Below are 24334 nucleotides of genomic sequence, written 5' to 3' on the forward strand. Positions count from 1 at the left end.
ATATTTATGTTTTTTAGTTAAAAAAAATTTCATTGTTCACCTCAAGAAAAATATTAACTTGGTCCTATATTAAACAGGGAATAAAGTTAATCATGTTACCTCTATATCACCCTTTTATCATGTCAATTATTTTAAGGTGGCTCCCTTTATTCCTATTTATTTTCCTATTTAACACATCTGGATCTGCACAAACCACAAACACAATTGATGTTGATTTAACAGCTTCTCCTAACATCACTAAAACCTATAATGGATACCGTAGATCAGGAACTGATTGTGGCGGTAGTAGTTGTATCGTTTTTAACATCACACTGAATCCGGCTACCGATCTGGTCAGTTTTAGTTCCAGTAAACTTGCATCAGCTTTTTATACAATTGATTGTGGTCCTCAAATCCCTATTGGTACTCCGGCCTGCATCAGTGGGAAAACACAAGTCCGTTTATCCTTTTGTAAAAATGGAAATGATGTCATAGATTATACGATAACCGCTTCAACCGCAGTATCAACATCAGGCGATATGACAGTTAGAACTGGATGTTCCATGCCGCTAAGTGTTATTGGTATAGATCCTTCCTCAACCGTCTGGACATCGGTGTATCCTGGCGCACCAGGCGCATACAATTCCTTCTTAAGTTGCCAATCTGGTTGTGCAACCACAGCATTTACTGCAGGCTCAACAGCACCTCCCTATATAGATTACAAGGTTAGCGGAACAGTATCTACATGTCCAAACCAACGATCGGCTATTGTAAGGGTTTACGTTGTACCCGGCATGCAGGTTTCTTTCAATCCCGGAAACACGGTAATATGTAGCGGAACAGCCACAACGCTATCAACCTCCGTAACAGGCGGTAATCCCCCATACAACTATTCATGGACCAGAGATGGAGCCCCTTTACCTAATACCACTTCTTCTATAAGCGCAACAAATGTTGGAACTTATGTTGTGACTGTTTCTGACAATACCAATTGTGCATCAATACCTCAATCTATCGTCGTATCAGCAGCAGCAACTCCTGCCGCACCTACAGCAACCAGCAGCACAATTTGCAGCGGCAGTTCGGCAATTCTCAGTGCTACAGCTCCTGGCGGTACTTATCAATGGTATGACGCGGCAACTAACGGCAACTTATTAAGTAATAATGCGAACTACACTACCCCTACGCTGACTTCAAATAAAACATATTATGTGCAAACCATTATGAATGGCTGCACAAGCCAACGGACAGCAGTTACCGTTCAGGTTAACCCTATACCGCCTGCACCAACTGCAACAGGTATTACGATATGTAGTGGTAATGCCGGAGTACTCACTGCAACAGCTCCTGGTGGAAATTACGAATGGTATAATGCCCCATCTGGCGGAACACTTTTAGGTAGCAACAGCACCTTTACTACACCAGCATTAACAACTACAACAACCTATTACGTTCAGACTACTGTAAATGGCTGTACCAGTGCCCGAACAGCTATAACCGTAACGGTTAATCCTACCCCAGTTGCTCCAACAGCATCAAATGCAATAATTTGCAATGGTACATCTACCACATTAACTGCAACAGCACCAGGCGGAAACTATGAGTGGTTTGATGTTGCATCGGGTGGAATTCCCTTAATCAGCAGCAGTACATTTACCACTCCTGCCTTAACAGCAACAACTATCTATTATGTCCAAACTACAGTTAATGGTTGTCCCAGCGCACGTACACCAGTTACTGTGACCGTAAATGCAATTCCGGTTCCTCCATCTGTATTAGGAGCGGCCATCTGTAGTGGTACCTCCACCACCCTAACTGCAACTGCCCCAGGGGGAACTTACCAATGGTATAGTGCCTCTATAGGCGGAACATTTCTGGGAACAGGCCCCACCTATACCACACCAACATTAACCGGAAGCACAACTTATTATGTACAGACTACAGTTAACGGGTGCACAAGTACCAGAACAGCTGTTAATGTTGTGGTTAACCCTATACCGGCAGCGCCAACTGCGACAGGTATTACGATATGTAGCGGTAATGCCGGAGTGCTGACTGCAACGGCCCCGGGCGGAAATTACGAATGGTATACTGCCATATCCGGCGGAACACTTTTAAGTAGCAATGATACTTTTACAACACCTGCATTATTAGCTACAACGACTTATTACGTTCAGACCACTGTAAATGGCTGTATTAGTCCCCGCAACCCTGTCACCGTTACGGTAAATCCTACCCCCGTTGCTCCAACCGCTATAAATCCAACAATCTGCAGTGGTACATCAACTACTTTAACCGCAACGCCCCCCGGAGGAAATTACAAATGGTATGATGCTCCAGTCGCAGGAAGTCTCCTTGCATCGAATGCAAATTATACCACGCCTATATTAACCACAACTACCACCTACTATGTTGAAACAACCATTAATAATTGTACAAGCGCCCGCACAGCTGTAACAGTAACAGTACCGCCCCTTCCAGCTGCACCAACTGTTTCAGAAGCAACAATATGCAGTGGCAAGGCTACAACTTTAACGGCGACAGCCCCCGGAGGTTTATACCGATGGTATACAATGGCTGGAGTGTTACTGACTTCTACACCATCTTACACCACGCCAGTCTTAACTGCAACCACGACTTATCGTGTTCAAGCAATATCTCCTGAAGGATGTCCAGGCCCATATACGTCTGTTAGAGTAACCGTTACCCCTGAAGAAGATGCAGGTTTTCATTATGCATCCGGTACTTTCTGTAAAACGGGCTCCAATCCAACGCCAACAGTTGTAAATCCTGCGGGAGGAACTTTTTCCAGTGCTCCAGCGGGACTCACAATGGATTCTTCAACCGGTAAAATTAACCTAAGCACCAGCGCAGCTGGTACCTATACCATTACCTTTTCAACAAATACAACTTGTATTTATACCAGCAGTTCTGAAATAACTATTACAGAGGCTCCAGATGCATCATTTACCTATACAAGCCCTTATTGCCAGAATCAAACTGGTCAGGCACTTCCTGACTTCCCTGTAGGTAGTAGTGCAGGAATCTTTAGTTCAACTGCCGGATTGGTATTTTCGAACCCAACTACTGGTGAAATTGATCTTCAACTGAGTACTCCCGGAACCTATCTGATTACAAATACAATTGCCCCTTTTGGTAGTTGCCCTGCGGCATCTGCTTCTTTCTCCTTAACAATAAATCCGACGCCAAAGGTAACCAGCCCTGCTGCTGCAACGATTTGCAACAATACCGCTCAAAATTACATCATTACAAGTGATGTAGACGGAACAGCTTTTACATGGGGCAGAACTGCAGTTGCCGGGATTGATAATTTAGCAACAACAGCACAATCGAGAAATATCATTACAGAGACACTGGTCAATTCAACTGCAGCTCCGATAAATGTTGTGTATGAAATCATCCCTTCATTAAATGGGTGTAACGGACCAAAGTTTACTTATACGCTAACAGTAAACCCAACTCCAACCGTAACCAGCCCCGCTTCGGCAACTATCTGCAACAATACAGCCCAGGACTATCAGATTACCGGAAACGTAAGTGGCAGTACCTACACCTGGAGCAGAGCAGTTGTTCCGGGCATTGATAATCCGCTGGTTACTGCACAAACCGGAGATAACATTACAGAAACATTAGTAAATACAACGCCAGCTCCTGTAGAAGTCATTTATGAAATTACTCCTTCTGCTAATGGTTGTACCGGTCCTGTATTTACATATAAGGTAACTGTAATTCCTACAGCTGAGATTACCAGTGCTCCTATGGCAGAAATATGCAACAACACTACTCAGAATTACACCATCACCAGTAATGTTTCAGAATCAACATTTACCTGGAGCCGGGCTGCAGTTGCCGGAATCAATAACCCTGCTGTTGTTGCACAAACCAGCAATTCAATTACCGAGGCACTGGTAAATAATACCTCAGCTCCGATTGATGTACTATACAAAATTTCAGCTTCATTAAACGGCTGTGACGAACCAGTTTTCACCTATAAATTAACCGTTAATCCAACTCCGATTGTAACCAGTGCTTCTGATGCTATCATTTGCAATAACATCGCCCAAAATTATCCTATTACCAGCAATGTAAGCAACTCCACCTTTAAATGGAGCAGAGCGGCAGTTACAGGTATCAGCAACTTAGCAGTAACTGCACAAAACAGTAGCACGATTACAGAAACACTGGAGAATACTACTTCAGCTCCGATAGAAGTAGTTTATGAAATTTTACCAATAGCCAATCAATGCGATGGACCGTTATTCACCTATCGGGTAACTGTAAACCCTACACCAAGAGTTACGAGCGAACCAAGCTCAACAAGCTGTAACAGCTCTCCGCAAAACTATACCATAAGCGGGGATGTCAATGGAACAACTTTTATCTGGAGCAGAGCAACTGTTGCAGGCATCAGTAATATAGCCGTAAACAACCAAACCGGATCTATTTCGGAAACATTAACCAATACGACAAATGCCCCTGTCGACGTTAAATATACCATTTATCCATCAGCCAACGGCTGTAATGGCCCTGCATTTACTTATACTGTAACCGTAAACCCAACTCCAAAGGTAACCAGCCCTGCTGCTGCAACGATTTGCAACAATACCGCTCAAAATTACATCATTACAAGTGATGTAGACGGAACAGCTTTTACATGGGGCAGAACTGCAGTTGCCGGGATTGATAATTTAGCAACAACAGCACAATCGGGAAATATCATTACAGAGACACTGGTCAATTCAACTGCAGCTCCGATAAATGTTGTGTATGAAATCATCCCTTCATTAAATGGGTGTAACGGACCAAAGTTTACTTATACGCTAACAGTAAACCCAACTCCAACCGTAACCAGCCCCGCTTCGGCAACTATCTGCAACAATACAGCCCAGGACTATCAGATTACCGGAAATGTAAGTGGCAGTACCTACACCTGGAGCAGAGCAGTTGTTCCGGGCATTGATAATCCGCTGGTTACTGCACAAACCGGAGATAACATTACAGAAACATTAGTAAATACAACGCCAGCTCCTGTAGAAGTCATTTATGAAATTACTCCTTCTGCTAATGGTTGTACCGGTCCTGTATTTACATATAAGGTAACTGTAATTCCTACAGCTGAGATTACCAGTGCTCCTATGGCAGAAATATGCAACAACACTACTCAGAATTACACCATCACCAGTAATGTTTCAGAATCAACATTTACCTGGAGCCGGGCTGCAGTTGCCGGAATCAATAACCCTGCTGTTGTTGCACAAGCCAGCAATTCAATTACCGAGGCACTGGTAAATAATACCTCAGCTCCGATTGATGTACTATACAAAATTTCAGCTTCATTAAACGGCTGTGACGGACCAGTTTTCACCTATAAATTAACCGTTAATCCAACTCCGATTGTAACCAGTGCTTCTGATGCTATCATTTGCAATAACATCGCCCAAAATTATCCTATTACCAGCAATGTAAGCAACTCCACCTTTAAATGGAGCAGAGCGGCAGTTACAGGTATCAGCAACTTAGCAGTAACTGCACAAAACAGTAGCACGATTACAGAAACACTGGAGAATACTACTTCAGCTCCGATAGAAGTAGTTTATGAAATTTTACCAACAGCCAATCAATGCGATGGACCGTTGTTCACATATCGGGTAACTGTAAACCCTACACCAAGAGTTACGAACGAAGCAACCTCGACAATCTGTAACAACACTCTGCAAAACTATACCATAACCGGGGATGTCAATGGAACAGCTTTTACCTGGAGCAGAGCAGCTGTTGCTGGAATCAGTAATACTGCCGTGAATGACCAAAACGACAACACGATTACAGAGTCTCTTATGAATACGACTTCAGCTCCAATTGTTGTAATATATGAGATTATCCCATCTTTTGACGGATGTAACGGACCAATGTTTACTTATGAAGTCACAGTTAATCCAACTCCCATCGTTAGCAGTGCAGCAAGTACTGATATTTGCAACAATACAGCTCAAAACTACACCATCACAAGTGATGTCAGTGGAACCACTTTTACATGGAGCAGAGCAGCCGTTACAGGCATTAGCAATATTGCCGTAAATGCACAAACCGGGGATAACATTACAGAAATATTGGTGAATACAACCTCAGCTCCAATAAATGTTGTATATGAGATCACCCCTTCATTAAATGGATGTAATGGGCCAATGTTTACCTATACACTAACGGTAAACCCAACACCAACCATAACCAGCCCAATTTCGACAACTATTTGCAACAATACCGCTCAAAACTACACCATCACAAGTGATGTCAGCGGGACAACTTTTACATGGAGCAGAGCAACAGTTACAGGAATTAGCAATGCTGCCGTAAATGCACAAACCGGAGATAACATTACAGAAACGTTGGTGAATACAACTTCAGCTCCAATAAATGTTGTGTATGAGATTACTCCCTCTGCTAACGGATGTAACGGGCCAATGTTTACTTATACACTAACGGTAAACCCAACTCCGACTGTTACAAGTCCTGCGACTGCAAATATTTGCAACAATACAGCTCAAAACTACACCATCACAAGTGATGTCAGCGGAACCACTTTTACATGGAGCAGAGCAGCTGTTGCTGGAATTGATAATTTAGCAGCAGTGCCACAATCGGGAAATAGCATTACAGAGACGCTGCTGAACTCAACTGCTGCTCCGATAAATGTTGTGTATGAAATCATCCCTTCATTAAATGGATGTAACGGACCAATATTTACTTATACGCTAACGGTAAACCCAACACCAACAATTACCAGTGATCCAAGTATTACACTTTGCAACAACACTGCGCAAAATTATACCATCACAAGTGATGTAAGTGGAACTACTTTTACATGGAGCAGAGCAACAATTACAGGTATCAGCAATACTGCCGTAAATACACAAAATGGTAACTCGATTACAGAGACGCTGATGAATACAACTTCAGCTCCAATAGTTGTAACATATGAAATTATCCCATCTGCGAACAACTGCAGTGGACCAACTTTTATTTATACAGTAACAGTTAACCCAACTCCAACTGTTACCAGTGCGGCAAGTGCTGATATTTGTAACAATACAGCTCAAAATTATACCATCACAAGTGATGTAAATGGAACAACTTTTATATGGAGCAGAGCAACAGTTACAGGCATCAGCAATACTGCCGTAAATGCACAAAATGGCGACATGATTACAGAGACGCTGATGAATACAACTTCAGCTCCAATAAATGTAGTGTATGAGATTACCCCATCTGCTAACGGATGTAGCGGGCCAATATTTACTTATACGCTAACAGTTAACCCAACTTCAACTGTTACCAGTGCGACAAGTGCTAATATTTGTAACAATACAGCTCAAAATTATACCATCACAAGTGATGTCAGTGGAACCACTTTTACATGGAGCAGACCAACAGTTACAGGCATCAGCAATACTGCCGTAAATGCACAAAATGGCAGCACAATTACAGAGACGTTGGTGAATACGACTTCGGCTCCAATAGTTGTAGTATATGAAATTACCCCATCTGCTAACGGATGTAACGGGCCAATGTTTACTTATACACTAACGGTAAACCCAACACCTACTGTTACAAGTCCTGCGACTGCAAATATTTGCAACAATACAGCTCAAAACTATCAAATTACCGGAAGCGTAAATGGCGGCACCTATACCTGGAGCAGAGCGGCTGTTATTGGCATTGATAATCCACTGGCTAATGCACAAACCACGGATAACATTACAGAAACGTTGGTGAATACAACTTCGGTCCCAATAGTTGTAACATATGAAATTACCCCATCTGCTAACGGATGTAACGGGCCAATGTTTACTTATACACTAACGGTAAACCCAACACCTACTGTTACAAGTCCTGCGACTGCAAATATTTGCAACAATACAGCTCAAAACTACACCATCACAAGTGATGTCAGCGGAACAACTTTTACATGGAGCAGAGCAGCCATTATTGGAATTGACAATCCGATGATTACTGCTCAGTTAGGGAATTCAATTACAGAGACCTTGATGAATACAACCTCTGCACCAATTTCTGTTGTATATGAGATCACCCCTTCATTAAATGGATGTAATGGGCCAATGGTTACCTATACACTAACAGTAAACCCAACACCAAATGTTACCAGCCTAACCTCGGCAACTATTTGCAACAATACAGCCCAAAACTATCAGATTACCGGAAGCGTAAATGGCAGTACCTATACTTGGAGCAGAGCAGTCGTTCCAGGCATTGATAATACGCTCGTTACCGCACAAACCGGGGATAACATTACAGAAACGTTGGTGAATACAACTTCAGCTCCAATAAATGTTGTGTATGAGATTACCCCATCTGCTAATGGCTGTAGTGGACCAACTTTTAATTATACGGTAACAGTTAATCCAACACCAACTGTAACTAGTCCTTCTACTGCAAATATTTGCAACAATACAGCTCAAAATTATACCATCGCAAGTGATGTAAGTGAAACCACTTTTACATGGAGCAGAGCTACAGTTACAGGTATCAGCAATACTGCCGTAAATGCACAAAATAGCAACATAATTACAGAGACGCTGATGAATACAACTTCAGCTCCAATAAATGTAGTGTATGAGATTACCCCATCTGCTAACGGATGTAACGGGCCAATGTTTACTTATACGCTAGCAGTTAACCCAACTCCAACTGTTACCAGTCCTGCAACTGCAAATATTTGTAATAATACAACTCAAAATTATACCATCACAAGTGATGTAAGTGGAACCACTTTTACTTGGAGCAGAGCAACAGTTACAGGCATTAGCAATACAGCCGTAAATGCACAAAATGGCAGCACAATTACAGAGACGTTGGTGAATACAACTTCAACTCCAATAAATGTAGTGTATGAAATTACTCCCTCTGCTAACGGATGTAACGGGCCAATGTTTACTTATACGCTAACGGTAAACCCAACACCAACTGTAACCAGCCTAGCTTCGTCAACTATCTGCAACAATACAGCTCAAAACTACACTATTACAAGTGATGTAAGTGGAACAACTTTTACATGGAGCAGAGCAACAGTTACAGGCATTAGCAATACTGCCGTAAATGCACAAAATGGCAGTACAATTACAGAGACGTTGGTGAATACGACTTCGGCTCCAATAGTTGTAGCATATGAAATTACCCCATCTGCTAACGGATGTAACGGGCCAATGTTTACTTATACGCTAACGGTAAACCCAACACCTACTGTTACAAGTCCTGCGACTGCAAATATTTGCAACAATACAGCTCAAAACTATACCATCACCAGTGATGCCAGCGGAGCAACTTTTACATGGAGTAGAGCCGCAATTACAGGTATTAGCAATCCGATGATTACTGCTAAGCTAGGGAATTCAATCACAGAAACTTTGGTGAATTCAACTGCGGCTTCGATAAATGTTGTGTATGAAATCATCCCTTCATTAAATGGATGTAACGGACCAATGTTTACTTATATGCTAACAGTAAACCCAACTCCAACTGTAATAAGCCCCGCTTCGACAGCTATTTGCAACAATACAGCTCAAAATTATACCATCACAAGTGATGTAAGTGGAACCACTTTTACATGGAGCAGAGCAACAATTACAGGCATCAGCAATACCGCCGTAAATGCACAAAATAGCAACACAATTACAGAGACGCTGATGAATACAACTTCAGCTCCAATAGTTGTAACATATGAGATTATCCCAGCTGCTAATGGCTGTAGTGGAACAACTTTTAATTATACAGTAACAGTGAATCCAACTCCAACTGTTACCAGTGCGGCAATTGCAAATATTTGCAACAATACAGCTCAAAACTACACTATTACAAGTGATGTAAGTGGAACAACTTTTACATGGAGCAGAGCAACAGTTATAGGTATCAGCAATACTGCCGTAAATGCACAAAATGGCAACACAATTACAGAGACACTGGTGAATACAACTTCGGCTCCAATAGTTGTAGCATATGAAATTACCCCATCTGCTAACGGATGTAACGGGCCAATGTTTACATATACACTAACGGTAAACCCAACACCTACTGTTACAAGTCCTGCGACTGCAAATATTTGCAACAATACAGCTCAAAACTATACTATCAGCAGTGATGCCAGCGGAGCAACTTTTACATGGAGCAGGGCAGCAATTACAGGCATCAGCAATACTGCCGTAAATGCACAAAATGGCAGCACAATTACAGAGACGCTAGTAAATACAACCAACCTACCCATAAATGTAATTTATAATATTGTGCCATCTATAAATGGCTGCAGCGGACCTTCTTTCACTTATACCGTAAAAGTAAATCCGACACCAACTGTTACCAGTCCTGCAACTGCAAATATTTGCAACAATACAACTCAAAATTATACCATTACCAGTAATGTGGCCAATGTTACCTTTACCTGGAGTAGAGCGGCTGTTGCCGGCATCAGCAATTTAACAGTAAGCGACCAGACTGAAAGCCCTATCACAGAAGCATTAATTAATACTACTTTGGTGCCTATTTCAGTAACGTACAAAATTATTCCTTCAGCCTATGGTTGTAATGGCGAAGCTTTTACTTACACTTTAGTCGTTTATCCAACTTCAAATATTACCAGTGCAACCACTTCTACTATCTGTAATAATACTGCTCAAAATTATTTAATCACAAGCAATGTTAGCGGTATGACTTACACGTGGAGCAGGGCCACAGTTGTAGGCATAAATAATGCCGCAGTAATTGCACAGAATGGAAATGCTATTACAGAATCTTTAGTTAATACGACCGACCTTCCAATATTAGTATCGTATGATATTACACCTACTATAAACGGGTGTAACGGACCAATATTTAGGTATACCGTTACAGTTAATCCTACTTCCAGAGTAATCAATACCCCTTTAAGTCAAACTATATGTTCTACGTCAAGTTCCAGCGCAGTTTTACTGCAATCAAATGTGACTGGAACAACCTTCACCTGGACAGCTACAGCCTCAACTGGTATTACTGGCTTCCTTGCTTCTGGTACAGGGGACATCCCCGCGCAAACCTTATATAATTCTTTACCAAGCAACGGAACAATCACTTATACCATCAAACCTTCCTTTGCTGGTTGTAATGGGGTCGCGGTTAACTATGTCATGACTGTACTCAATCAAGTACCTGTAACACCACTTGTTACCAATAACAGTCCAATTTGCGTTGGAAACTCATTAATACTATCTGCACAAAATGTTAATGGGGCTACTTATGCCTGGACTGGTCCAGATGGTTTTACTTCTAATCTACAAAATCCTATAATTAATAACGTTACACTAAATAATGAGGGAGTCTACTCAGTCAAAATAACAGTTGGACAATGTTCGGCTCCAGCAACCACCACTGTGATCGTGAATAAACCGGCGATTGTTACATCTAAAAATGATCAAACAGTATGTGCAAACAATTCAGTCATAGAAATTTATGGCACAGTTAGTGGCGGGAGTACTACAGGAATCTGGACTACGAGTGGCAGCGGTATTTTTCCTTCCGGTGTCAACTCATTGACAGGAACTTATGTTCCATCTGATGCAGATAAAGCTGCCGGAGATGTGGTTTTAACGTTAACTGCTACCAATACCAATTCATGCATACCCGCTACATCCTCATTCCATCTAACAATTACACCAGTACCAATAGTTTCGGCGGGTGGCAACAAGGCAATATGCAGGTATGAACGTTTAGTTTTAAGAGGTCAGTCAACAAGTCCCGCTGTTAAGTGGACAAGCACAGGAACAGGTATATTCCTACCCAACAATTCTTCCTTGAATGTCACCTATGTACCTAGCAATAATGATAAAACAATAGGAAGTGTAGATATAACCCTTAGCAGCGCCGAGAATTCAAATTGCATTCTGGTAAGTGATAAGATAAATGTAAAGATAATACCACCACCAACAGTCGAATTGGGTCCAGATGTATATGTGTTTCAAGGAGAAAGTAAAGTATTAGATCCTCTGAATGTTACAGGTGATAATCTTAAGTATTTATGGACGCCGAATATAGGATTGAATGACAATACACTGAAAAGCCCCCTATTTACAGGCACTAAAGATACCAAATACACGTTGACAGTTACAGGTACCACGGGATGTATAGCAGTTGATGAATTCTTTGTGAAGGTATTAAAACCCATACAAATTCCGAATGCTTTTTCGCCAAATGGAGATGGTATAAACGACACCTGGTCTATTAAAAACATTGATAATTATCGAGGTGCCATCATCAAAGTTTTTAATAGATATGGAACAAAATTATTTGAAGCAAATGCAAGAGACCTGGATTGGGATGGAACATATAAAGGAAGTCCGCTCCCAGTTGGGGTGTATTATTATATATTAGATTTAAAAGAATATGGCAAGCCAATATCTGGAAACATTACTATTATAAGATAAATCTACCACTATAAACCTACCATTGACATCCAGATGCAGCCTTCATCCATACCGTAACCTGCTTTTCGCTAATATTATTTTCTTCACGTAGTTATTGTTTAAGATCACGAAATATTATAAAATATGACCGTGATCTCAAATTTAAAACCGCTTATACTTCACCCAGGTACTCATTAGTAGAGGCCAGTTTTCTATTTTCAGAATAAAAACTGATGTAACAATGCAAGGTATGCCCTCTGAAATTTTCAGGAAGAAGTAACCTTGCAGCCTTATCTTCCCTTAGCGCCGCCTTTTCCAATATACAAAACTCTTTCTCTACCTGATCATAAACAACCAAAGTCACCTGATCATCAGCAGCACACAAAGGCGTAAAATTTCCATTTTTCCAACTGAAATCAACTGAATTACTTTTTGTTGAAACAATTTTTGGTGACCAGGATCCTAATAATTCTCCTTTACTGAATATCAACTGCTTAAAATTCACACTTTGCTCTGGATAAATTTCTTCAATAGTATTCAGCAAGTTATACGATAAAGCATCATTCATCGCAGTATGCTTCGAAATATTTTGAAAACAGAGTTCAATAATATCGCTTAAGCCAAGTAAAAAACCTCTCAATAATGCCATTTTGTTTTGTTGAGCCAATTGCTTGGTTGTAGCGGGCTTATTACTTGGCTTAGGTACAGCCCGCATATAATCCACACCTTTCCAACTTGCGCCTATCACAGTGCCCACTTTCCCTGAAAATCCACCGAGTATTCCTTTTTTAATTCGAGCCATTTTAAGTTAATTTAGATTGTTAATTATTTAATTAAAAGCAATATAAGCACGAAAACGCGTTTTACTACCTCTCCAATTATAAAAATGATACTAAAGAGATATTTCGATAAGCACTATTTCACATCACTATAAATATACCATTGGTTAATTTATTAGAAAATTATGTTTATTAAAATTATTATATTTATCTTTAAACAAACAAAAACATACCATAAATAAGGACAACTAAAAACCCGAGCCAATGAAATAAAGAAACAGCACAACATATCCTTACTTCTTGAATGAGGTATTAATTAGAGTCTCATACTTCTAAAATCTGACAACTGAACCCCGAGACAATAGATTAATGCCCGTAACAAATATTGTTGTACTTTTGAAAAGGTGCACTATAGCGTTACGGGCTCTATTGTAATCCGTAGGGGGAAGGCTGTCAGATGCCCGAAGTATTGCGGTTTTACATTGAGCCTGCTATGGTGCACCTTCGTTTCATTTAAACGAAGGTTAGCACAAACAGCTCCTAAATCCCCAGAGACTCATTTTTTTTAAAATTAAAAATGAGCATATGAATCACGAACAGTATCTTCACAAAAGACCATCCGGCACCAAAGCAGAGCAACAAGCAGTTGCTAACGAAGTCTTAAAATCTTTTTTTGCTGATTATCCTCTTGACGATAGCCTTGATTACCTTCGTCAAATGATCAAACAAAGTTTTTACACAAAAAAAGAATTTTTAAATAACGTAGAACGAGCTAATTTAATCGCTTTCTACGAGCATCTTCACCCCATGATTATGGCCACCAGCATCCTCTATGGAGAGAAATAAACCCTACATCAGTCGAATTCGAAAACTAGTTACGCATAAGGAATAGTCCTCACATGATCCACACATTCGACACACATCCTTCACAAAAAAGTATCTGCTTGTGGGTTTGGTGTGAAGGATGTGTGAACCAGGCGTGAAGAAACCTTAACCTTGTGAACAACTTACCTTCAGGCGTAACTAGTCAAAAGGGGGCAAAATCTATGTAATTTCAAAATAAATCTTATGTAATTTCAAAATAGAAGTTATGTAATTTCAAAATAGACTTATATTTTCATCTATTAATAGCTTCATAAACTAGTAAATAGTAGAAAAAAAAATAACCCAACAAAAAAACAAATTCTCAATTATTGTACTGACAAGCCCAAGGCAATAAAAAAGGGCTGTTTGATCATCTCAAACAGCCCAAATTCTATTAAAAGAAATTTGTTTTTCGATTATAAGCCGAAGTTATAAGCTAATCTTAAACCGATAAAACCACTAGTGGTTGAATTAGCTGACCATCCTTCATAACGACCACCCAGTTCAATAGAACTTTTGTCAGACACAGGGAAGTTCACACCAATACCTGGAGAATAAACAAAAGCAGTAGATCCACCAGTCTCAGTAGAGAATGCAGCACCTAACTCAGCACCGACAAAAAAGTTTTCACCAAAGAAATACCTTGCACCAGCTTTAACTGGAATAGCTCCAGTAGTACCGCCACCAAAATCACTTTTTAATTTAAAAACTGTGTAACCTGCGCTACCTGTTAAGTTTAAACTTGGAGCAACAGGATGTTGATACATCAATGCACCTCCATAACCTAAATTAAAAGCATCACCAAAAGTTCCCACCGGGAATCCAAACTCAGCACCTATACCTAATGTTGGTGTTTTAGTTTGTGCATTAACACTAGTAAATGCGAATAAACCTGCAACTGCTGTTAGTAGTAATAATTTTTTCATTTTTTTACTTGTTTAAATTTAATTTGATTACACCTTAGAAACAAAAACTTTGCCATAGTTACGGCGAAATCAACAAAATCGACTTGCTAAAAACAAAAAAAGCGCCTACCAAACCGGCAGGCACTTTCCTAACAGCAATTTATTGGTTAGAAAGAAAAACTTAAAATTATTATTTGGTCAGCTTCTTGAATATCTCCTCTAAAGAAACACCATATTGCTTTTTAAGATCAGCTATCGGAGCATTTGCTACAATATTTCCCATACTGATGATAATTACATCATCACAAATGGCTTCAACCTCCTGCATAATATGCGTAGAAAGAATAACTGTCTTATCCTTTCCCAGACCTTTTATAAGATCCCGGATTTCGGACAGCTGATTTGGATCAAGTCCTGACGTTGGCTCATCCAGGATCAACACTTCGGGATTATGAATTATCGCCTGTGCCAATCCTACCCGTTGCTTGTATCCTTTTGATAGCATAGCAATCTTTTTATGTTGCTCTGCAGTTAGTCCAACCTTCTTAATGGTTTCTTCTACCCTTAGCGCAGCATTCTGCAATTTATAAGTATTCGCTACAAACAACAGAAACTCCTTCACATACATATCCATATATAATGGTGTATTTTCAGGAAGGTAACCCATGATTTTCCTCATCTCGAGATTTTGAGTCTGACTGTCATAGCCACACAAACTTGCGGATCCCGATGTAGGCTTTAAATAACCGGTAAGCATACGCATTGTGGTTGATTTTCCTGCACCATTTGGCCCTAAAAATCCTAATATCCTACCCGGCTTAGCTTCAAAACTAATCCCATCTACTGCTTTTTGTTTATCGAAATGCTTGGATAGCGTCGTTACCTTAATGCTCAATTTGTATTATTTTATTTTTTTGTTTCCAACAGTCTGATCAACTTCAAAAGTAGGAAAAAAGAACAAATGAATTGAGGTATGAATAATTGTTTACAATTTTATCTAAGTTTGCATCATTATGGCAAAGAATACTAACGACGAGCAATTTAAAAATGTAATATCACACGCGAAGGAATATGGTTTTGTATTTCAAAGCAGCGAAATTTATGATGGCCTGAGTGCCGTATATGATTACGGACAACTGGGTGCCGAATTAAAAAATAACATCAAAACTTATTGGTGGAAAGCCATGGTGCAAATGCATGAAAATATCGTAGGGATTGACTCTGCTATATTTATGCATCCTAAAGTATGGAAAGCAAGTGGACACGTTGATGGCTTTAATGATCCTATGATTGACAATAAGGATTCAAAAAAACGTTACCGTGCCGATCAGCTTTTAGAAGATAAAATTGCCCGTTATGAAAAAGACGGAAAAACAGATAAAGCAGCTAAGTTACAAGCTGATATGGATGAAGCTTTAAAAAGCGAAAACCTGCAAGAATTAAAAGCATTAATTGAGCAACATGAGATCGCCTGTCCTGTAAGTGGTACAAAAAACTGGACAGAAGTTCGTCAGTTCAATTTGATGTTCAGTACGCAGTTTGGTGCAATGGCAGAGGGTTCTGAAGAGGTTTACCTACGTCCGGAAACAGCTCAGGGTATCTTCGTAAACTTCCTGAATGTACAAAAATCAGGACGTATGAAAATCCCTTTTGGAATTGCACAAATCGGCAAAGCATTTAGAAATGAGGTAATTGCCAGACAGTTCATCATGCGTATGCGTGAATTTGAACAAATGGAAATGCAATTCTTCGTTCGTCCGGGTGAAGACCAGAAATGGTTTGCCTACTGGAAAGAAGCTCGTCTAAGATGGCATACCGCATTGGGCACTCCAGCCGAAAAATACCGTTACCACGACCATGTTAAGTTAGCGCATTATGCCAATGCGGCTACAGACATTGAGTTCGAATTCCCATTTGGATTTAAAGAAGTAGAAGGTATCCATAGTCGTACAGATTTCGATTTAAAGCAGCATCAGGAATTCTCCGGCAAGAAAATGCAGTACTTTGATAATGATTTAAATGAGGAAGGTAAGCCTTATGGAAACTATATTCCTTATGTAATTGAGACTTCAATTGGTTTAGACCGTATGTTCCTTTTAACCATGATCAATGCATATGAAGAGCAAGATCTTAGTGATGGCGAAAAACAAGACAGCAGAACATTGTTGCGTTTACACCCTTGTTTAGCACCTTACAAAGTAGCGATCTTCCCTTTAACCAAGAAAGATGGTCTGCCTGAAAAAGCAAGAGAGATTATGAATAATCTGAAGCTTGACTTCAACTGTATTTATGAAGAGAAAGATGCGATTGGTAAACGTTATCGTCGCCAGGATGCCATTGGTACTCCTTTCTGTGTAACAATAGATCACCAGACATTAGAGGATGATACCGTAACTATCCGTCACCGTGATACTATGGAGCAACAACGCATTGAGATTAAGCATCTGGATGAATTGATTGCAAGTAAGACAAGCTGGAAGACATTGCTTCGTAAAGATTAAAAAATGGAGTATCTTATGTGTTTCTCAACACTTTACTAAGCGTGTATTCCCAGTTCATTCTGGCAATATTTAGCACCGAAATGCTTTGAGGGCATTCTACTTCGCAGGCTTCTGTATTGGTACAATGCCCAAACTGCTCATCATCCATTTGCTGAACCATAGCTAGTGCCCGCTTCCTCGATTCTATTTCTCCTTGCGGTAATTTAGCCAAATGCGCTATTTTAGCGGAAGTAAACAATGCCGCACTCGAATTTTTGCAGGTAGCTACACAAGCCCCGCAGCCAATACAAGCAGCAGAATCAAAAGCCGATTCGGCATCTTCATGACTAATGGGAATCCCATTGGCTTCAGGAGCCTGACCGGTATTTACGGACACAAAACCACCAGCCATAATGATTCTGTCGAATGCCGACCGATCTACCCTCAAATCTCGTTTTATCGGAAAGCCCTTCCCCCTAAACGGTTCTATATAAATCGTATCTCCATCTTTAAACTCACGCATGTGCAACTGGCAGGTCGTTAAATGAGCAACAGGTCCATGCGCCCTGCCATTGATCATCATTCCGCACTGCCCACAAATCCCTTCTCTGCAATCGTGATCAAATTCTACCGGCCTGTCACCTGCAAGCACCAATTGTTCATTTAAGGTATCCATCATCTCTAAAAAAGACATGTTAAGAATTACATTATCCAGGGTATAATCCACCATTTTACCGGGACTACCAGCATCATTTTGCCTCCAAATTTTCAGATAAATCTTCATAAGTCACTCCTCTTATTTATAACTTCTTACTGCCAGCTCTACGTTTTCAAACTTCAAGGGCTCCGGAATTAGGATTTCGTCCTTGCCCTCACCTTGATATTGCCAGACCGATACAAAACAAAACTTTTCATCGTTTCTTAACGCTTCTCCTTCCGGCGTTTGATATTCTTCCCTGAAATGTGCCCCGCAAGACTCTTCTCGGGTCAGTGCGTCCTGACACATCAACTCTGCAACTTCCAGATAATCGCTCACCCGACCTGCTTTTTCCAGCTCTCCATTCATCTCGTCCTCATCTCCACTCACTTTAAGATTTTGATAAAAATCTGAGCGCAATTCCCTGATTCCCTTTATGGCCTTTAACAGCCCCTCTTTACTTCTCGACAAGCCACAATAATCATATAACAATTTACCTAGTGTTTTATGGTAATGATCAGCCGTTTTACTCCCCTTAATAGAAACCAATTTAGAAAGATGCGCACGAACAACCACTTCAGCATCTACAAATTCCTGTCTTTCAACACTCAGCCGGGGTTCTTTAATTTCTCCTGAAAGATAGTTCGACACCGTATAAGGAGCCACAAAATAACCATCTACACAGGCTTGCAGCAAAGAATTAGCTCCGAGTCGATTTGCGCCATGATCTGCAAAATTTGCTTCACCCAATGCAAACAAGCCCGGGATAGTCGTCATTAATTCATAATCTACCCATAAACCACCCATTGAAAAATGTGCAGCCGGCGAGATCATCATGGGTTCTGTATAGGCATCAGTTGCCGTAATCTTATGGTACATATCAAACAGGTTCCCATACTTTTCTTTAATCTTTTGCTTTCCTTGTTCCTGAATGGCTTTCGAGAAGTCGAGGTACACTGCATTTTGCTGTGGCCCAACGCCAAATCCTGCATCTATCCGTTCTTTCGCTGCACGTGAAGAAATATCGCGGGGGGCAAGGTTTCCGAAAGCCGGATAGCGTCTTTCCAGATAATAATCGCGCTCCTCTTCCGGAATATCATTCGGCTTCCTACTTTCATTAGCCTTTAACGGTACCCATATCCGTCCATCATTTCTTAAAGATTCCGACATTAGTGTAAGCTTGCTTTGATAACTTCCGGACTGCGGCAAAGATGTTGGATGCACCTGCGTCCAGCTTGGGCAAGCCATAAACGCACCTTTTTTATGGGCACGCCAAATCGCTGAGGCATTACAGCCCATAGCCAGTGTAGACAAATAATAAATCTTTCCGAAGCCTCCCGAAGCCAGGATCACCGCATGTGCAGTGTGCCGTTCTATTTCGCCGGTATCCAGATTTCGTACAATTATTCCCCGGGCTTTTCCATCAACCAGCACCACATCCAGCATTTCATGACGTGTAAAAAGTGATACCGTCTTAGCTGCTACCTGTCGCATTAAAGCCTGATAAGCACCCAATAGCAATTGTTGTCCGGTTTGTCCGCGTGCATAAAAAGTCCGGCTTACCTGTACCCCACCAAATGATCGGTTATTTAAATACCCCCCGTATTCCCTTCCAAAAGGCACCCCTTGCGCAACTGCCTGATCTATCAATTGAGCAGAACATTCGGCCAACCGATATACATTCGCTTCCCGCGAACGGAAATCACCGCCTTTAATGGTATCGTAAAACATCCGATAAGTACTATCGCCATCATTCTTATAGTTCTTCGCAGCATTTACACCTCCCTGAGCTGCTACAGAATGTGCGCGTCGTGCCGAATCCTGAAAACAGAATGAGGTAACATGGTATCCCATTTCTGCTAAAGATGCAGCAATTGAACTTCCTGCCAGCCCCGTACCCACAACAATAACATCCAGTTTTTTCCTATTGGCTGGATTAACCAATTTTGCATGATCTTTATAATAGGTCCATTTATCCTTTAATGGTCCCGGTGGTATTTTAGCATTCAGTTTCATAGAACATGTTGAGTTAAGTAGATATAAACAGGTATTACCGCAAAACCTATAGTAATGACATAGCTGTACCAGATCCCAAAAGTCCTTATCCATACCACATATTTTGGGTGATAAACACCTAAACTTCTAGCGGCACTGAAAAAACCATGTAACAAGTGAAAACCTAATGCAAACATGCAAAGCACATAAAACAGCACATACCACAAATCCCCATAAACACCAACAACAATGGTATAAAGATCTTTATATCCGGCCTTATCCACCGGCAAAGTGCCAAACTTATATCGATACCAGAAGTCCTTAAAATGAAATACCAGAAAAACAAGAATGATGGTGCCTAATATCCCCATACTTCGCGAATACCATTTACTGGATGTCGCTCTCTGGTCGTACACATATTTACCTGCTGTTTTCTTATTTTTAAGCGTGATCACAAGTGCATCCAGACAGTGAATAATGATGGATGCATACAGCACATAAGAAATGATTTTGATAAAAACATTTCCTGATAAGAGCTCCGAATAGCTATTAAACCTTTCCCGGGCTTGTTCTGCGGGTAAGAACAGTTGAAGGTTCCCCAACAGGTGGATGACCAGAAAAAAACAGAGAAACAATCCTGTCAGCGCCATCAGTATTTTTCGCATCAAGGTTGATGTTGTGTTGTTATGATCCATAGTACTTGATTAATAAATTCCAATTGCTTTCCACCATATACCGCCTATGCCCATCCATATCACCAGAAATATGATGCTTAAAATAAATCCCCGCGACCACCACTCTTTCACTTCTACATAGGTGCTTCCAAAAAATACCGGTGCGGGGCCATGACCATAATGGGTAAGCGTTCCGTAAATGCCACCACAAAAACCTAGTGAAAGCGCAAGTAACATTGGCGGGATCCCTACTGAGATTCCTACCCCTAGCAAAGCGGCATACATAGAGGCTACATGCGCAGTAGCGCTGGCAAACATATAATGACTATAAAAATAAACCAGAATGATGATTGGAAAAGCCATCGTCCAGTCTAAGCTTCCTATTTTGCCTCTTACCTGCTCACTAAACCATGGTATTAATCCCAACTGGTTCAGTGCGCTGCCCATCATTACCAATGCCGAAAACCAAACTATTGTGTCCCATGCCCCTTTTTCACTTTTAACATCCTCCCAGGTAAGTACCCTCGACAATAACAAAAACACCAAACCTATAAATGCCGTAGTAGTTGCATCAATTTTAAAGATGTCGCCTGTTATCCATAGAAACAACAACACAAAAAAGGCGATCAGCATTAGCCATTCATTAAGTGTTACGGCTCCCATTTCCTTTAATTTCTCTGCAGCCATTTTAGTAGCACCATGAGTCCTTTTAAGTTCTGGTGGATAGATCTTATATAAAATATAGGGTATAGCGATCAAGGAAATAATTCCGGGTATCAGAGCTGCCCACATCCACGACATCCATGTAATGTTTATCCCAAGATCTGCAGCAAATTTCTGACACATAGGGTTACTGGCAGTACCTGTTAAAAACATGGAAGAGGTAATCAGGTTAACATTATAGCAGTTTAAACTTAGGTAAGCACCCAGTTTACGATGCGTTTCCGGCTTTTCGGGTACTGAATCAAAATTGAGAGCCATTGATTTCATAATCGGATAAATGATCCCACCACCCCGAGCCGTATTGCTGGGAATAGCCGGTGCCAATACCAGGTCGGCTAAACCAAGTCCGTAGCCCAAGCCCAATGAACTTCTCCCAAAAACCCTGATAAAAAGATAAGCTATTCTGCTGCCCAAACCTGTTTTTATAAAGCCCCGGGCAATGAAAAAAGAAATCCCAATCAACCAGATTACCTTATCGCCAAAGCTGCTTAAAGCCAGGGAAATTGACTTCCCCGGATTGCCAGGCGCCAAAACTCCTGTTAAAGCAACGAGCGCAATTGCAATCATCGACATGGTACCCATCGAGGCAGCTTTGAGGATAATTCCTAAAATGGTTGCTAAAAAAATAGCCAGTAAATGCCAAGCTTCGGGTTTTACCCCTCCCGGAATGGGCAAAAACCAAATTAACAAGCCAAAGGCCAGGGTCACTAAAATCATCTTGTAATTAATTTCCTGCATCATCTTATGAGTTAAAACCGGGCCTGAACCTGGCAAATGATTCGATTGGTGTCGTATTGCGTTGTATTTGGAATATTGCGTTCATATCTGTCCATCAGAAAACCCAATTGCACCCTAACCGCATAAGCTTCTGCAAATGATGCGCTCACCATCGGTATATAGCTTTGTCTTGAATTTCCTTCCAGCTTAAAATCGGAGTCCAGATATTCGTATCGGAAAGCAAATTCCAGATTTTTAAGCCTCACATTTTTAAAGCTATAACCAATATTTGGTTGTATATAAATCCCGCGCATGACAAAGCTGCTTATTGGAATAACCGGATCTGCCTGTGCAAAATAAGCTACACTATTGATCCCCTGTTTATACTCCGAAACAAACTCTATATTCCACTTTTCATTCAGCTGCTTATTATAATCAATATCAGCTCCATAAGCCCATAGCTTTTGTCCCATGTTGCTACCTGCTCCTGCACTTACGCCAAAAAGGGTACTTTTTCCCAATCCAAAAACCAACCTGGCAGGAAAGATCTTGCCATCATCATTATCCGTTAACTGATTACGATTATTGCCATTAAAAACACCGATATAATATTTTATTGGAACGCTGCTGTCCTTTATTTCGCCAAAGTAACTCGCTCCGATCTGGAAACTTTGCCAGCTGTTGGCCCCAAAAAGGTAATATTGATTAGAGTAATCTATAGAACGTACAAAGTCGACCGGGTAATTGTCTTCCTGACCAAACTGCGGCCTGAACTGCCCAAACTGAAAATTCACATAATCATTAACACTGTATTTGATATAAGCATTTTCCAGCACCTTATTTTGCGGATTACCGGTAAAATCTCCAAAATTAACCAGCATCACCGCATTGATACGGTCGGTAATGGCCGCATTAACCTGTATCCGTGCCCGTTTTACGGAAAAAGAGTTATGAGAAAACCGCTCTGGGCCCGAGTGGTGCTTACCCGTAATATCTACATCCTCATCAAGAGAATAATTGAACTGGGTTTGCAGCATTCCGGAAAAATTGATCTTGCTTTTAGCTGTTACAGCTATATCAACACCTTGAGCATTTAAAAAAAAGGGAAAGCACAACAAAAAAACCTGCAGATAGATTTTCTTCATGCAGGATAAGAGCTGTTTCATAGAATAGTTAATTTGCGGTCGTTTGTACTACTGATAAAACAAAGTTTCATCCGTTTTGTTTACAAAATCTTGCAATTACACCTTACCCCTACTTAGCCACCCAGTTTAGTCGCTCAGTTGAGCCACCCAGTTTAGAGAAAAAATTCCTTCTCAGAAAAGACCTCGGAAATTTTGCCTTCTTCAGGCAAAAGGTTCCAGTCTTTGAAGAGAACGGTATTTTTTCATTCTTCGATCACAACATACCTTTTCTCTACACCAAGCTCTTCCAAAAAGCCAACCATTGCGGCAGTAAAAGCATCGGGACCACATACATAATAATAAGTTCCCTTCTTCCCTATATAAGCCTTAAGCAATTCACGATCTATCGTTTTTCCAGTTAGCGCTTTATCTAGCGGGTCTTTCAAAACATTGATATCCTTATCACCAAGTATATATTTCAACTCTGTTTTGAGTATAATATCACTTTCGTTATAATTGGCAAACAGTAAGGTATTTCCTTCCAATAAACCATCGTGTCTAAGCTGGCGGAGGATGGCAATAAAAGGCGTTATACCTGCCCCACCAGCAATAAATACACCCGATCCTTTATAATGGATTGTTCCAAAAACCTCATGAATGATCAATTCATCCCCGGTCTTTAATTTGGCAAGTTGTTCCGTTATTCCATGATGACCTTTATAAATTTTGATTGTAAATTCCAGGTAACCCCATTCATTGAGCGAAGTGAAGGTAAATGGTCTCAGCTCATCCCTTAGTTCAGCTTTGTTAATCGATACATCAGTAGCTTGTCCCGGTATAAAAGTAAACCCGAGGGGCTTTTCTATTACAAAACGTCTGACATTGTGTGTTACATCTTCAACACTTAATATTTTAACGACATGCATTTTACAA

Annotated in this window: 12 protein-coding genes; 3 read left to right on the forward strand and 9 right to left on the reverse strand. The window is 40.7% G+C overall.

The window, feature by feature from the left end; translation table 11 throughout:
- The first annotated feature begins 119 nt into the window (after window positions 1–119).
- Window positions 120–12464, forward strand: a complete 12345-nt coding sequence (locus tag P0Y49_16355) for a gliding motility-associated C-terminal domain-containing protein (protein WEK18363.1) — start codon at window positions 120–122, stop codon at window positions 12462–12464.
- 151 nt (window positions 12465–12615) lie between these two features.
- On the opposite strand, the gene P0Y49_16360 is transcribed toward P0Y49_16355, so the two are convergent.
- Window positions 12616–13245 (reverse strand): DUF6266 family protein, encoded by a 630-nt coding sequence (locus tag P0Y49_16360; GenBank protein WEK18364.1) that lies wholly within the window; start codon window positions 13243–13245, stop codon window positions 12616–12618.
- 562 nt (window positions 13246–13807) lie between these two features.
- On the opposite strand from P0Y49_16360, the gene P0Y49_16365 reads away from it, so the two are divergent.
- Complete coding sequence (locus P0Y49_16365) at window positions 13808–14068, forward strand: hypothetical protein (protein ID WEK18365.1); 261 nt, start codon at window positions 13808–13810, stop codon at window positions 14066–14068.
- A 434-nt stretch (window positions 14069–14502) separates the two neighbouring features.
- Here the strand turns inward: P0Y49_16365 and P0Y49_16370 are convergent, their stop codons facing one another.
- Together P0Y49_16370 and P0Y49_16375 are read right to left on the reverse strand one after the other, a co-directional pair.
- The gene (locus tag P0Y49_16370; GenBank protein ID WEK18366.1) at window positions 14503–15012 is read right to left on the reverse strand and encodes a hypothetical protein; all 510 of its coding nucleotides are present in this window, start codon (window positions 15010–15012) and stop codon (window positions 14503–14505) included.
- 169 nt (window positions 15013–15181) lie between these two features.
- On the reverse strand, window positions 15182–15886 hold the full coding sequence (locus tag P0Y49_16375; GenBank protein ID WEK18367.1) for an ATP-binding cassette domain-containing protein: 705 nt from the start codon (window positions 15884–15886) through the stop codon (window positions 15182–15184).
- Between the two features lie 118 nt (window positions 15887–16004).
- Here P0Y49_16375 and P0Y49_16380 point away from each other — a divergent pair, with 118 nt between their 5' ends.
- Window positions 16005–17492 carry a glycine--tRNA ligase gene (locus tag P0Y49_16380; GenBank protein ID WEK18368.1) on the forward strand — a complete coding sequence of 496 codons (1488 nt, stop codon included), beginning with the start codon at window positions 16005–16007 and terminating at the stop codon, window positions 17490–17492.
- 13 nt (window positions 17493–17505) lie between these two features.
- Here P0Y49_16380 and P0Y49_16385 read toward each other — a convergent pair whose 3' ends face one another.
- The 6 genes from P0Y49_16385 to P0Y49_16410 all read right to left on the reverse strand — a co-directional run bounded on the left by P0Y49_16385 (window position 17506) and on the right by P0Y49_16410 (window position 24327).
- Window positions 17506–18255, reverse strand: coding sequence for a succinate dehydrogenase/fumarate reductase iron-sulfur subunit (locus tag P0Y49_16385; GenBank protein WEK18369.1), 750 nt, complete (start codon window positions 18253–18255; stop codon window positions 17506–17508).
- Between the two features lie 12 nt (window positions 18256–18267).
- Window positions 18268–20184: a fumarate reductase/succinate dehydrogenase flavoprotein subunit gene (locus P0Y49_16390; GenBank protein ID WEK18370.1), complete on the reverse strand. Its 1917-nt coding sequence runs from the start codon at window positions 20182–20184 to the stop codon at window positions 18268–18270.
- Complete coding sequence (locus tag P0Y49_16395) at window positions 20181–20858, reverse strand: succinate dehydrogenase cytochrome b subunit (GenBank protein WEK18371.1); 678 nt, start codon at window positions 20856–20858, stop codon at window positions 20181–20183. Before P0Y49_16395 ends, P0Y49_16390 begins: the two co-directional genes overlap by 4 nt.
- Window positions 20859–20867: 9 nt before the next feature.
- Window positions 20868–22301, reverse strand: a complete 1434-nt coding sequence (locus tag P0Y49_16400) for an anion permease (GenBank protein ID WEK18372.1) — start codon at window positions 22299–22301, stop codon at window positions 20868–20870.
- Between the two features lie 8 nt (window positions 22302–22309).
- On the reverse strand, window positions 22310–23443 hold the full coding sequence (locus P0Y49_16405; protein WEK18373.1) for a porin: 1134 nt from the start codon (window positions 23441–23443) through the stop codon (window positions 22310–22312).
- 221 nt (window positions 23444–23664) lie between these two features.
- Window positions 23665–24327 (reverse strand): FAD-binding oxidoreductase, encoded by a 663-nt coding sequence (locus tag P0Y49_16410; protein WEK18374.1) that lies wholly within the window; start codon window positions 24325–24327, stop codon window positions 23665–23667.
- Between the last annotated feature and the right edge of the window lie 7 nt (window positions 24328–24334).

It is taken from the genome of Candidatus Pedobacter colombiensis, assembly GCA_029202485.1.
Lineage (GTDB): Bacteria > Bacteroidota > Bacteroidia > Sphingobacteriales > Sphingobacteriaceae > Pedobacter > Pedobacter colombiensis.

Bases quoted from the DNA above. Each gene is read 5' to 3' on its own strand.
- P0Y49_16365 (WEK18365.1), top strand. From the start codon at position 13,808: ATGAATCACGAACAGTATCTTCACAAAAGACCATCCGGCACCAAAGCA.
- P0Y49_16405 (WEK18373.1), bottom strand. From the start codon at position 23,443: ATGAAACAGCTCTTATCCTGCATGAAGAAAATCTATCTGCAGGTTTTT.
- P0Y49_16390 (WEK18370.1), bottom strand. From the start codon at position 20,184: ATGAAACTGAATGCTAAAATACCACCGGGACCATTAAAGGATAAATGG.
- P0Y49_16380 (WEK18368.1), top strand. From the start codon at position 16,005: ATGGCAAAGAATACTAACGACGAGCAATTTAAAAATGTAATATCACAC.
- P0Y49_16355 (WEK18363.1), top strand. From the start codon at position 120: ATGTCAATTATTTTAAGGTGGCTCCCTTTATTCCTATTTATTTTCCTA.
- P0Y49_16400 (WEK18372.1), bottom strand. From the start codon at position 22,301: ATGATGCAGGAAATTAATTACAAGATGATTTTAGTGACCCTGGCCTTT.
- P0Y49_16370 (WEK18366.1), bottom strand. From the start codon at position 15,012: ATGAAAAAATTATTACTACTAACAGCAGTTGCAGGTTTATTCGCATTT.
- P0Y49_16385 (WEK18369.1), bottom strand. From the start codon at position 18,255: ATGAAGATTTATCTGAAAATTTGGAGGCAAAATGATGCTGGTAGTCCC.
- P0Y49_16360 (WEK18364.1), bottom strand. From the start codon at position 13,245: ATGGCTCGAATTAAAAAAGGAATACTCGGTGGATTTTCAGGGAAAGTG.
- P0Y49_16395 (WEK18371.1), bottom strand. From the start codon at position 20,858: ATGGATCATAACAACACAACATCAACCTTGATGCGAAAAATACTGATG.
- P0Y49_16410 (WEK18374.1), bottom strand. From the start codon at position 24,327: ATGCATGTCGTTAAAATATTAAGTGTTGAAGATGTAACACACAATGTC.